At 46.9% G+C, this 11,873-nt stretch carries 10 protein-coding genes, 1 tRNA gene and 1 pseudogene; 3 read left to right on the top strand and 9 right to left on the bottom strand.

Annotation, left to right across the window (positions count from 1 at the left end; all coding sequences use genetic code 11):
• Positions 1-352 precede the first annotated feature (352 nt).
• The gene (locus TOI97_RS04110) at positions 353-802 is read right to left on the bottom strand and encodes an Rrf2 family transcriptional regulator (protein WP_321552853.1); all 450 of its coding nucleotides are present in this window, start codon (positions 800-802) and stop codon (positions 353-355) included.
• A 78-nt stretch (positions 803-880) separates the two neighbouring features.
• Between TOI97_RS04110 and hmpA the strand changes: the two genes are divergently transcribed.
• The gene (gene hmpA / locus TOI97_RS04115; RefSeq protein WP_321552854.1) at positions 881-2,104 is read left to right on the top strand and encodes an NO-inducible flavohemoprotein; all 1,224 of its coding nucleotides are present in this window, start codon (positions 881-883) and stop codon (positions 2,102-2,104) included.
• A 176-nt stretch (positions 2,105-2,280) separates the two neighbouring features.
• Here the strand turns inward: hmpA and TOI97_RS04120 are convergent, their stop codons facing one another.
• Positions 2,281-3,057 (bottom strand): ferredoxin--NADP reductase, encoded by a 777-nt coding sequence (locus tag TOI97_RS04120; RefSeq protein WP_321552855.1) that lies wholly within the window; start codon positions 3,055-3,057, stop codon positions 2,281-2,283.
• A gap of 70 nt (positions 3,058-3,127) precedes the next feature.
• Between TOI97_RS04120 and TOI97_RS04125 the strand changes: the two genes are divergently transcribed.
• Entirely contained in the window at positions 3,128-4,252 is a 1,125-nt protein-coding gene (locus TOI97_RS04125; RefSeq protein ID WP_321552856.1) for a methyltransferase, read from the top strand.
• Between the two features lie 43 nt (positions 4,253-4,295).
• Here TOI97_RS04125 and TOI97_RS04130 read toward each other — a convergent pair whose 3' ends face one another.
• Entirely contained in the window at positions 4,296-5,114 is an 819-nt protein-coding gene (locus tag TOI97_RS04130) for a M48 family metallopeptidase (RefSeq protein WP_321552857.1), read from the bottom strand.
• A gap of 369 nt (positions 5,115-5,483) precedes the next feature.
• On the opposite strand from TOI97_RS04130, the gene TOI97_RS04135 reads away from it, so the two are divergent.
• Positions 5,484-6,848, top strand: coding sequence for an alanine/glycine:cation symporter family protein (locus TOI97_RS04135; protein ID WP_321552858.1), 1,365 nt, complete (start codon positions 5,484-5,486; stop codon positions 6,846-6,848).
• Between the two features lie 332 nt (positions 6,849-7,180).
• On the opposite strand, the gene nadA is transcribed toward TOI97_RS04135, so the two are convergent.
• The 6 genes and pseudogenes from nadA to tolB all read right to left on the bottom strand — a co-directional run bounded on the left by nadA (position 7,181) and on the right by tolB (position 11,858).
• A complete protein-coding gene (gene nadA, locus TOI97_RS04140; protein ID WP_321552859.1) occupies positions 7,181-8,239 on the bottom strand; it encodes a quinolinate synthase NadA in 1,059 nt (352 codons plus the stop codon).
• A 107-nt stretch (positions 8,240-8,346) separates the two neighbouring features.
• A tRNA-Lys gene (locus tag TOI97_RS04145) sits at positions 8,347-8,421 on the bottom strand.
• A 58-nt stretch (positions 8,422-8,479) separates the two neighbouring features.
• Positions 8,480-8,700, bottom strand: a pseudogene (locus tag TOI97_RS04150) (7-cyano-7-deazaguanine synthase); the annotation flags it as partial.
• A 536-nt stretch (positions 8,701-9,236) separates the two neighbouring features.
• Positions 9,237-10,022: a tol-pal system protein YbgF gene (ybgF, locus tag TOI97_RS04155; protein WP_321552860.1), complete on the bottom strand. Its 786-nt coding sequence runs from the start codon at positions 10,020-10,022 to the stop codon at positions 9,237-9,239.
• Positions 10,023-10,029: 7 nt separating this feature from the next.
• On the bottom strand, positions 10,030-10,539 hold the full coding sequence (pal, locus tag TOI97_RS04160) for a peptidoglycan-associated lipoprotein Pal (protein WP_321552861.1): 510 nt from the start codon (positions 10,537-10,539) through the stop codon (positions 10,030-10,032).
• 53 nt (positions 10,540-10,592) lie between these two features.
• Positions 10,593-11,858: a Tol-Pal system beta propeller repeat protein TolB gene (gene tolB / locus TOI97_RS04165; RefSeq protein ID WP_321552896.1), complete on the bottom strand. Its 1,266-nt coding sequence runs from the start codon at positions 11,856-11,858 to the stop codon at positions 10,593-10,595.
• Positions 11,859-11,873: the final 15 nt, after the last annotated feature.

Genomic DNA, 11,873 nt, shown 5'->3' on the forward strand with positions numbered 1-11,873 from the left:
TGTATTAACAGGAATCCAGCCCAGCGAACGGCGTACACTGCCTGATTTGCGCCAGTTCAGCCGCGCCGCTTGCGACGCGTGACATACTCACCAGCAATGCACTGCAAGGCTTTGCTGTGCAACCCCCGCTCTTTACCAGTACCTTTGATGTAGGGATGCATATCGTACGCTGAAAAACATGCCGCTCTCTTTAATCGAGCGCTAGCTCAACTCATTAATATAGTTCCAGACGAAATTGACGCTTCGAGCCATGCTGTTTAGCAAGGGCACATGCCTGTCTCAGCTTATACTGCAAAGGCTTTGGTAGTCTGTTAAGGAGCTGCTTGCGCAACCCTCGCTATCCATCCTCGCACTACAAGTACGAAGCTTTCCGCGATTTTGATAAAAGCTGCTGTAAAGCTGCTGGCTGCACAACAAGATCTGCCAAAGTATATTCATCAAGCACCGTTAAAAACGCCTGTAACGCTCGATACAAAACACTTTTTAATCGACAAGCCGACTCAATTTGACAGTTGGACTGCGAACCAAAACATTCTAACAGTTTAAGGTTCTCCACTTCGCGCACGACTTGCCCGACATTAATTTGCGCTGCAGGCATAGCCAAAACTAAACCTCCGCTGCGTCCACGCAGACTATTGACATAGCCAAGCTGCGTCAAGGTCTGACCAACTTTAGCAATGTGATTAGCCGACACCGCATAACGTTCTGCTAGCGTCTGCACAGTAACCGGCTCTTTATCTTTCTGCAGAGCCAAATAAATTAAAACACGTAAAGAATAATCGGTATGCGTTGAGAGCTGCATCGCTTGACCTATTTAAAAGAGGTATTTAATATGCCACTTTAAATCCGGCATGTAAAATACCTCTTTTAGGAGAACCTAATGCTCACCGCAGACCAATTGTCTACAATTAAAGCCACTGTTCCCGTACTTGAAGAAGGTGGCGAAGCACTCACCCGTCACTTTTATCAGCGCATGTTTCGTGAAAACCCTGAGGTGCTCGCTTTTTTCAATCCCGCTCATCAACATACCGGTGGCCAACAACGTGCTTTAGCTGCAGCCATTTGTGCTTATGCAAAACACATTGAAAATCCAAGTGTATTAGCTGGAGCGGTAGAACTCATCGCGCAAAAGCACGCTTCCCTCGGTATTCAAGCACACCACTACCCAATCGTTGGCTCCAACTTACTCGCATCTATCAAGGAAGTACTGGGCGGTAGTGCAACACCAGCTGTCATTGATGCTTGGGCTGCAGCCTATAATCAATTGGCCGATTTATTCATCGCTCGTGAACAAAAAATTTATACCGAACAAAAAGCTGAGCATGGTTGGAATGGCTTTAAACGTTTTATAGTCAAACAGCGTGAGCAAGCCAGCGATAATATTGTCTCGTTATACTTGGCTGCCGAAGACGGTCAAGCGTTACAGCCGCACTTACCAGGACAGTACATTACCTTACGCATCACCCCAAAAGATGGCACACCAATGATGCGCAACTACAGTCTATCGAACCCTGCAGGGTCCGAGTATTACCGCATCAGTGTTAAGCATGAAGTTGCAACAACACCTGCGACACCTGACGGTGTATGCTCCAGTTTCGTACACCACCAACTGCAAGTTGGCGATGTGGTTGAACTGGCACCACCTTGCGGTGAATTCACTTTGCAAGCACCACTGCACGCAGAAGGTCCATTAGTATTTATTGCTGGCGGCGTTGGCATCACCCCAATCCTATCAATGCTACATAGCGCTTTAGCTCAACACCCTGACCGCGAAATCATTTTTATTCAGTGCGCCATTAACGGTAATGTCCGTGCATTTTCTGATGAATTAGCCACACTACAAAACAAATATACAAATCTAAAAACCCACCTGCGCTTAAGCGAACCTAACGCAACAGATCGCGAGCAACAAGTGCACAACAGCGAAGGTTTCATTGATCAAGAGTTATTCGATAAGCTGATTGGCGAACGCCAGAGCGAGTTTTATCTTTGCGGCCCTACGCCTATGCTGAGTCATGTTTGGCATTTACTGAAAGCACGGCATGTGGCTGATTGTGATATTCACTATGAGTTCTTTGGTCCTGCTGCAGAGCTAGCAGCCTAAAACAGAAAAAACTTTTAGGGGCGGGAAATCACCCGCCCCTTCCCCTCCTTCAAAATTGCTGATAAGTGCCCCTTCTCAAGATAGACTCAAGATAGATTTGACACGAGCACTTCCATGCCTGTTAACAGCATTGCCGCGCATCACTACAAACACGCCCTATCAAGCTGACCGATCTATTACCAGTAATTTTCCACTGCTACAGCACCCGGTTTACGAGTGAGGGAGAGTTGCATATCACGTTTCTGCAACAACATGCGACAATCTTCAACCATATCTGGATTACCGCACAACAACACACGTGAGCGTTCAGCAACCATAGGCAGCCCCACATGCTTCTCCAACTGACCTGTTTCGAGTAAATCCGTAATACGCTCATTTAAACAACCAGGCACTACCTCACGGGTTACAACGGGAACAAAGGTAAACTTATGTGCATATTCCATCACATATTCACGATTTAAGATCTCATCAATCAACTCACGATATGCCAGCTCTGCTTGCTCACGCACACTATAGACTAAGACAATACGCTCAAAACGTTCCCACACCGAAAAGTCCTGCATGATTGATAAAAACGGGGCCAACCCTGTGCCTGTGGCCAACATCCATAGATCACTACCATCCACAAAACGATCCAAAGTTAAAAAGCCATTGGGTTGTTTCTCCATAAAAATCTCATCCCCCACCTGCAACTTGCTGAGTTCACTGGTAAATTCACCATCAGGCACAACAATGGAAAAGAACTCTAAAAAGTCATCAAAGGGACTGGACACCATGGAGTAAGCTCGCCATACAATCATACCGTTGGGCTTACGCACACCTAAACGAGCAAATTGCCCCGCAGTAAAACGAAAGCCCGCATCACGGGTACAACGAAAACCGAAAAGATTCGGTGTCCAAGTTTGAATCTCTGTAATGGTTTCTCGGGTGAATTTTTCTTGCGCTGCGTTCATACTGCACCTCATTAACTCATCAAGACCTATTCATACGCCATTCTCGGCCAAGCAAATACCTACGATCTTTATGCCTATATTAACGACACCTTTTGCACAGCTGGATTTATTACGTTATCCGGAGCAACATAACAGCCCACTACAAGCGTTTGATGCTGCGGATGCATATCTACTGCAACACCTCAGCAGCCTTAACCTACCTCAGAGCACACGCTGCCTGATCCTCAATGACAACTTTGGTGCCCTCGCTGCCAGCTTAGCTACCCATATGCGTGTCCAAAGCAGCGGTGATTCATTTTTAGCTCACCAAGCGTTGCGTAATAACCTTGCTCACAATCAAATTGATGCACAAGCCGTCACTGTTTTACAGTCCGACCTAGCGTTGAGCGGACCTTATGATTGCGTACTGATTCGTGTGCCAAAAATATTAGCTTTACTGGAAGAACAACTGATTCGCCTGCAAAGCCAGATCCATGCTAACACTGTTATTGTCGCTGCTGGCATGGTGAAGCATTTGCCACGCTCCGCAGGCGACTTGTTGGAGCGTTATATTGGTCCAGTACAAGCTAGCCTTGCTGAAAAAAAGGCGCGTCTATTATTTGTTACACCGACAGAAAAACCATCCAGTCATTCACCCTATCCAAGTACCTACCAATTAGATCAACCCAAACTCAGCTTACGCAACCATGCCGGCGTTTTTTGTCGCGAGAACCTAGACATTGGCACTCGGTTTTTTCTGCCGTACCTACCTAAAAACCTAGGCCAAGCGCAAGTCGCAGACCTCGGTTGTGGCAACGGTGTAATTGGCATTGTCTGCGCGCTTAACAACCCTCAAGCACAATTGCGCTTAGTTGATGAGTCCTATATGGCAGTCCAATCAGCACTTGAGAATTGGCAACATGCTTTAGCCGATCGCGCAGTAACTGTATATGCCGCCGATGGTTTAGGCGCTGAACAGCCTAATAGCTTAGATGTAGTGCTGTGCAACCCTCCTTTCCACCAACAACAAGTGGTCGGAGATTTTTTAGCCCGCAGGATGTTTAAACAAAGTCACCGTGCTCTTAAAGTAGGCGGTGAACTCTGGATTGTCGGAAATCGTCATTTAGGCTATCACATCACGCTCAAACGCATGTTCCGTTCGGTCGAACAACTTGCTGCCAATGCCAAGTTTGTAATTTTTAAAGCAGTCAAATAAAGCATAGCAAACTGCCAGCACAACAAGCTGGCAGTTATCAACATTAACGGCGACGCGCTTGCTCGTACAGTGGCATTACTTTTGGAATATTAGCCTGCAGATTTTGAATACGTGTAGAAGAAGACGGGTGCGTACTCATAAATTCAGCTGGAGCTCCTTGACTAGCCTGTGCCATCTTTTGCCACAAAGTAATCGCCGCATTTGGGTTATACCCACCCCGTGCTGCCAGCTCAACACCTAATAAGTCAGCCTCTGTTTCTGCCCCTCGACTGTTAGGCAACATCATACCGTACTGCACTGCGGCATCAGCCACTTGCATAGTTTCCTGACTGACACCTAAAAGCGCGCCTAAGCCGAGTTTAGCGATTTCTATACCATAGGCCTTCGACATAGCCTCACGGCTGTGCTCGCGCAGCGCATGGGCAATCTCATGCCCCATTACTGCAGCAATCTCATCATCCGTGAGCTTAAGTTTGTTGATGATGCCACTATAGAAAATAATTTTACCACCAGGACCGCAGCTAGCATTCAACTCAGGACTGTTAATCAAACTCACTTGCCAATCCCACTGTGCCGCATCAGGGCGGAAATACACAGCCTCACGAATCAAGCGCTGCCCGATCACCTGCAAACGCCTAGCATTGCTACTTGTAGTATCCAATTTGCCTTGGGCGCTTGCTTTGCGCAAGGTATCTTGGTAAGCCTGAGCGTAAGTCTGATTAATTTCCTGTGTACTTAACATACTGAACATATACTGCTTACGATCCACACCCACTGCACTTGCACCTGTAGTGTTTACCGCCTGACAGCCCGCTAACGCTAGTGCACTCCCTAGCGCAATGCTTTTCAATAATCGAGCCAAATCCCACCTCACTCCAATCAATAAACAACTACTCCACCATACCGATGGATCTCTACATCCGAGTTTATCAGCTTCATGGTAGGGCTCGTACTGTTAATACAAGGTTGAGCAGTGAGCCGTATTGCGCCGCAACTCTAGTTGTTGTTCAGGGTTGACAACCTCTGATGACAAAGAGCGTATTTAACACACCTCAGCACGAAAAGAATGTTCTTTTTAGGGTGAAAATGCTAAATCCATCACTAACAGTATGATTAATGCTATATACGGTCGCATTAATTAGAAAAAACGTCATAATCTTGCCCTGCAAATTGAACTCAGCCGCAAATTTATCTTTTTTATGCATTGTCATTCATTCCAAAAGGTCAATACATGGACACACTAACGAGCCTCCTTACAACGGTTAATAACATCGTGTGGGGGCCTTTCATGCTCGCTCTGCTCCTAGGGGTCGGCTTGTTTCTTTCTATTGGTTTAAAACTGATGCCCATTCTCAAAATTGGCACAGGCTTTCGACTCATGCTCGGCAGCACCACAGCACAACAAGGGGAAGAACGCTCAGGTGAAATCCCTCCATTTCAAGCCTTAATGACGGCACTCTCAGCCACCGTAGGTACAGGTAATATTGCCGGCGTTGCCACCGCTATTTTTCTCGGCGGACCTGGCGCTTTATTCTGGATGTGGATCAGCGCCTTAGTCGGCATGGCTACCAAATACTCGGAAGCCGTATTAGCAGTGAAGTTCCGCGAAGTCGACGCGCAAGGTAATTATGCCGGCGGACCAATGTATTACATTAAAAACGGCCTCGGCAGTAAGTGGATATGGCTGGGCTATCTCTTTGCTCTATTTGGTTGCATCGCTGCTTTTGGTGCAGGCAATACTGTACAAGCCAACTCCATGGCCGATGTGTTACGAAGCGATTTTAATATACCCACTTGGCTCACTGGCCTGATAATCATGGTGCTCGTTGGCCTAGTACTTATTGGCGGCGTACGACGTATCGGGCGTGTAGCCGCTGCCTTAGTACCTTTAATGACTATATTTTACTTACTTGCTGGGTTGGCCGCCTTGTTACTTAATGCTGAAACCATACCTCATGCTTTTTATACTGTCATTGAGGCTGCATTTACTCCCGTAGCAGCTCAAGGTGGTTTTGCCGGTGCAGCAGTGTGGGCAGCCATTCGCTTTGGAGTCGCACGTGGTATTTTTTCCAACGAGGCCGGATTAGGTACGGCTCCTATCGCACATGCCAGTGCACAAACTAAGGAGCCTGTACGTCAAGGCTTAATTGCCATGCTTGGCACTTTCATCGACACCATCATCATTTGCTCCATTACCGGCTTAACCATCGTCAGTACAGGCCTATGGACCAGCGGCACATCCGGTGCAGCACTGACCAGTGCAGCCTTTAGCCAAAGCGTTCCAGTAGTTGGCCCATATGTAGTACCTCTGTCTCTCGCTATTTTTGCTTTCACCACAACGTTAGGCTGGTCGTACTATGGGGAGCGCTGTATTGAGTTTTTACTGGGTAAGAAAGCGGTTGTACCTTATCGTGTTCTCTGGGTGTTGGTTTTACCCGTCGGAGCAGTAGTCACCTTGGATTTCGTTTGGCTCTTGGCAGACACTTTAAATGCCATGATGGCCATCCCAAACCTCATTGCATTGGCTTTACTCAGTCCAGTGGTGTTTAAGTTAACCAAGGTGTACTTTCAGAAAATCAAAGAACAAAAATACTAACCTAAAGCGTATCGAGGCGGCGGCTCTGCATAACGAGTGTCCAAGCTGCCTCAGGCGCACGTAACTCACAAGCTCAAAAACCGCAACAAAAAAGCGAGGTACGTTTACACGTCACCTCGCTCTACCAATCGCACTCAATACACCCAACCCTTCGCTAAAAGGTCTAGGGCCACTTATAGGCAACCTTCAACACATGCACTGTCTTACCAAGCATGCCTTGAATGACTGCACATTCAAGCAATACCGATGCCTGTATTAACAGCGACTTTACTGCCGAAATACGCGTCGAATGATGACCTAAATAGCACAACGGGCTTGGGTATTGCCTTAAGTTACGCGTTACCTGCCAACTTAATTTGTGCATCACGGGTAAAATCCAACATACGCTGCAGCGGACGCACAGCTTTTGGAATCAACGCTGGATCAACATTGATTTCATTTTCACCGTTTTGCAAGCTCAGTAACAGTGCCTCAAGCGTATTCATCGCCATCCAAGGACAGTTCGCACAACTACGACAGGATGCACCTTCGCCGGCAGTCGGTGCTTCAATAAAAGTCTTATTTGGACTTAACTGCTGCATTTTATAAAAAATGCCACGATCAGTCGCAACAATGAATTGCTCTTGCGGCAATTCTTGAGTTGCCTTAATCAACTGAGTTGTTGAGCCAATGACATCAGCCAATTCCAGAACAGCAGTAGGCGATTCAGGGTGGGCTAACACCGCTGCCTCTGGGTACAAAGCCTTCATATCCTCTAGCTGCTTGGCTTTAAACTCTTCATGAACGATACAAGCACCGTCCCACAACAGCATATCTGCACCCGTTTCTCGTTGAATATAGCGACCTAAATGCTGGTCAGGGCCCCAGATAATTTTCTCACCATTATCCATCAGGCTTTCAACGATCTCTAATGCACAACTTGAAGTCACCACCCAGTCAGCACGGGCTTTAACCGCTGCTGAAGTATTGGCATAAACCACTACGGTACGATCCGGATGCTGATCACAGAACTCAGAAAACTCTTTAACGGGACAACCCAAGTCCAGAGAACAAGTCGCTTCCAAAGTTGGCATTAAAATACGTTTTTCCGGGTTTAGGATTTTCGCCGTTTCCCCCATAAAACGTACGCCTGCCACAACCAAAGTTTGTGCACTATGCTCACTACCGAAGCGGGCCATTTCCAAAGAGTCGGCCACACAGCCGCCACTTTTTTCAGCAAGCTCTTGAATCACCGGATCACAATAATAGTGCGCGACTAAAACAGCATCTTTAGCCTTTAGCTCAGCCATAATACGTTCTGAGTAATGCGCCTCTTGTTCAGGCGTTAGGGCCTCGACCTGCTTTGCTGCCAAGTGTGCTTGAACTAAAATACGTTCAGAAATTTGCGTCATTAATGCCAGTCCTCACAGCGCACGCAGGCGCAATGTTAACAAGTGTATTTCTTATTAATTTCAAAAGATACAACACACAGCTGACAAAAACTGATGCTTGAAGAAGTTGGTGGGTCGTGTGGGATTCGAACCTACGACCAATTGGTTAAAAGCCAACTGCTCTACCACTGAGCTAACGACCCGGAAGGGTTGCAAATAATACGGAATTTTCAGCTCAGTGCAAGAAAAATTTTGCTTTTGTCAAAAATAACGTGTTGGATCCTTCATATCTGCGTTTAAAAACCTTGTTTACGCAATTGACAGCTGTCACAGACTCCACATGCCTGCCCTTTGTCATCCGTTTGATAACAACAAACAGTAAACGCATAGTCTACCCCTAGCTGTGTTCCATGCCGAATGATAGCAGCCTTACTCATACTTTGCAGTGGCGCTTGAATTAGAAATTTACGCCCTTCCACTCCGTCTCCCAGCGAACGCCTAGCGCCGCCTGATTTGCGCCAGTTCAGCCGTGCTTTCTTAAACTGCTTACGGCGTGTGACATACTCATCTGCAATGCACTGTAAGATTTGGCTGTGCAACCCTAGCTCTTTACCAGCACCTTTGGTGTAGGGATGCATATCATACACAGACAAAAACACACCGCGCTCCTTAATCGAGCGGTGACTTAACTCATTGACAAAATTCCAGACGAAATTGACGCTTCGAGCCATGCAGTTTAGTAAGGGCACATGCCTGTCTCGTACTCAGATTTTTAATGCTTTGGTGTGCTTTATCATGCTGTATATAATACCAGCACAACCTATACTGCAAAGACTTTAACAGCCTGTTAAGGGGTTAAGGGCTGCTTACACGGCCCTCGCTATCCATCCTCGCACTAAAAGTGCGAGATCTTACGCGATTTTAATAAACACGGGCACATACGCTGCATGCTCACCTATGCAAATAGATAGCTTCTCCTACTGAGAGGCTTTCAAGATATGTACAGCTATAACAGACTCTAAAGCTGGCTTAAATCTCTTTTTGCTAACTGAGCTGCAGAGCTGCTTGGATACTGCTCAATCACTTGCTGATAAATACCGCGAGCACGATCCGCACGCCCTAGGCGGCGCTCGACGTCCGCTAGCTTATATAAAGCGTCAGGCACTTTGTTATGCTCAGGATAGTTTTGTGCAACCTTCGCAAATGCTTTACCTGCCTCTGCTAAATTATTGCCTTGAACCAAATAAACCTCACCTAACCAGTACTGTGCGTTTCCTGCGTACTGACTATTTGGGTATTTACGCAAAAAAGCATTAAACGCTTTTTCTGCATTATCAAAATCACGTGCTTTAATTAAATCAAAAGAAGCATCGTAATAGAGCTTTTCCTTTTCTGGATCAGACTCTGCAGCGACTTGTGGCGCACTTACTTCGGCACCAGTGCTGACTGTTTGTTGTTCAGTCGCAGGAGTAGCTGCTGTACTACCACCCTCATGAATACGACTGTCTAATGTCTGGTAACGCTCAAGACTTTCTTGGCGCAATTGACGCAGTTCATGCTGTTGTTCTTCAAGCATTCCGCGTAGCGTTGCAATCTCACGCTGCATTTGTTGCAACTGCATGAACATCTCACCTTGAGCCGAAAGTGGCGCTTGCGCACCACTTCCAGTCTCAGTTCCGTTCATTCCCTGGCTTTTGCTAATAGGCACAACATACGCTGAACGATCAGTGACCGGTATTGCAGCCACCGCCAAAGCAGGCAAACTAAGGGCTAAAGCTATCAGGATTGGACGGATCATCTTCATAGTTAAATTACTTACGCAGTTCTACACGACGGTTTTGTGACCATGCGCTCTCGCCATGACCTGTTACCTTCGGATTTTCTTCACCATAAGAAACAGGCTCTAGCTGTGCTGGTGAAACACCCTGTAACGTTAAGTAGCGTTGTACTGCTTTAGCACGACGCTCACCCAAAGCCATATTGTACTCACGCGTACCACGCTCATCAGCGTGACCTTCAAGTACAACACGCTGACCATTGTTTTTCAGGTCACGTGCGTGTACATCTAAAGCGCGCATCGCTTCTGGCTTTAAATCTGAGCTATCAAATTCAAAGTAGAACGTAGTAATTGCACGCAAAGCCGCTTCTTCGCTGCTGCTGCTATCGTAGCGACCATCAGTTGCGCCAGAAGTTGAGCCATAACCAGCATTCGGATCCATTGCGCCTTCACCGCTCATGTCACCGCCTTTAGAAGAACAACCAACCGCTACAGCTAGCGCCAGTGATAAAGTTGCAAGTTTACCGAATTTAATAATTTGCATATTTTAAAGCTCCAAAAAACCACATTACGAATTGAGTTATAAACAACCCAGTATCAGTTTAAATAAGGGGACCATGAAGGCTCTCTGACTTCGCCTTGTATGCTAGGTAGTGGGAGCCGCACTCGCCCATTAATAGACGCAAGCATCAGGACACCCTTTCCGCTTTGCTGGGTAGCATAGATTACCATTGTTCCATTGGGTGCAACAGTGGGCGACTCATCTAAACTTGATTGTGTTAGCACTCGGAGGTTACCACGCTGCAAATCTTGTGCTGCTACTTTAAATACAGTGTAACCCTCCTGACGATGAATCATCACTAAAGTCTTTTCATCAGCAGACAGTTTCGGGTTGGCATTGTAGTTACCAACAAAGGTTACACGCTCTGCGTTACCGCTATTGATGTTCATTTTATAAATTTGCGGACGCCCCGAACGGTCTGAGGTAAAGTAAATGGTTTGTCCATCTTTACCCCAGAATGGCTCTGTATCGATGGCCGCATGATTGGTTACACGGCGCACTTGTCGAGTCGCCATGCTCATCACATAAATCTCAGGATTACCATCACGGGATAAGACAAAAGCTAAACGCTGCCCATCAGGTGACCAAGCCGGTGCACCATTCAAACCTTCATAGTTAGTGATTTGCTCACGCTGCCCCGTTTCAATATTTTGCACAAAAATGCGCGGACGCTTTTGCTCAAAAGACACATAGGCGATGCGCTTACCATCTGGTGCAAACGACGGCGACAGAATCGGCTCACGGGACTCCAGTAAAGTAACCGCCCGCGCACCATCATAATCTGAACGCTGCAAGGTATAACGTGTGTTATTTTCTGAAAAACGCTGCGCTGTGACGTACAACAAACGCGTTGAGAATGCGCCTTTTACACCAGTAAGTTTTTCATACGCCTGATCCGAAATGTGGTGCGCTAAGTCACGCAATTGTTCCACACCACCTGACACCGAACCACTTGTGAGCACCTGTTCGGTATTCACATTCAGAACCGCATAATCAACTTGTAAACGACCGGCATTGGAGATCACCTGGCCCACTACTAAATACTGCGCTCCTACTGCTGTCCAGTCACGAAAGATCACTTCGTTCACCGTTGCAGGCTGGCTGATCATATTGTTACGCGCAATAGGTTCAAAGGAGCCTGAATTGCGTAAATCATTCCCCACGACCTGCGCAATATCTTCCGGTAAAGCACTTCCTCCTTGCCAACCAAAAGGCACAACAGCGATGGGAATCGCTCGGTCGCTACCACCTGATATCAACAAAGGGTCTGCTGCCTGCACCCAGCCGGCACAGAGCAACATACTTAAAAACAACCA

The organism is Denitrificimonas halotolerans (assembly GCF_034259425.1).
GTDB lineage: Bacteria > Pseudomonadota > Gammaproteobacteria > Pseudomonadales > Pseudomonadaceae > Denitrificimonas > Denitrificimonas halotolerans.